1 protein-coding gene is annotated in these 769 nt (G+C 53.3%); it reads left to right on the top strand.

The window, feature by feature from the left end; genetic code table 11:
* Window positions 1-769, top strand: a 769-nt coding sequence (locus tag N0B36_RS24375; protein WP_259689513.1) for a branched-chain amino acid transport system II carrier protein, incomplete at both ends; no start/stop codon positions are given.

The raw sequence follows: 769 nt of genomic DNA, 5'->3' as shown, positions 1-769 counted from the left end.
GGCAATATTATATTCCCGCCGCTGGTCGGCATGCAGGCGGGCGCAAACGCCTTTAATGCAGGCTTTGGCTTTATCATCACAGCGGTTCTGTTCCCGGCACTGGCGATTATTTCCCTTGCCATTAATGGCGGTGATATCGCGGAATTAACGAACCCCTTAGGCAAATGGCCGAGCCTGATTTTTATTGGCATTTGCTTTTTAACGCTGGGGGTTTTATTTGGTACGCCACGCACCGCGACGATTAGCTACGAAGTCATCACCGATGGCGCAGCTAGTTCCCTGATGCAGAAGATTATATTTTCCGCCGCGTTCTTTGGCCTTGCTGGCGCGACGCTGGCTAAGCCGGGGAAAATGCTGGAAATCGTCGGTTTCTTCCTTTCGCCCATTAAAATTAGTGCCCTGATTTTTATCGGCATATGTGCCTGGTTACATCCGATTGGTGACCTCACGACCGCCACAATCGCATATCAAACTCGCGCGTTCGATACAGGGTTCGTCAACGGTTATCAGACCCTGGATGTGATCAGTGCGCTGTGCTTTGGCGCCATTATCACCCACACGCTTAAACAGCGCGGGATCCACCATCCGCGGGGCATCTTTACCCATTCCATCGCCGCAGCCTTTATCGCCGCGGCAGGTCTGGCCGTGATTTATATCTGTTATCTGTCGATGGGGTCCCACAGCCCGGTGCGGGGCGCAACGAACGGTATGCAGGTGATGAGCGCCTATGTCGAGACTGTTTTTGGCGTTTATGGCCGGGTGTTGTTGG

Origin of the sequence: Citrobacter sp. XY323, assembly GCF_025106035.1 — a bacterium.
GTDB classification, from domain to species: domain Bacteria; phylum Pseudomonadota; class Gammaproteobacteria; order Enterobacterales; family Enterobacteriaceae; genus Citrobacter; species Citrobacter braakii.
The sequence above is the reverse complement of the archived record's forward strand: the minus strand, read 5'-3'. Positions and strand labels throughout refer to the sequence as shown.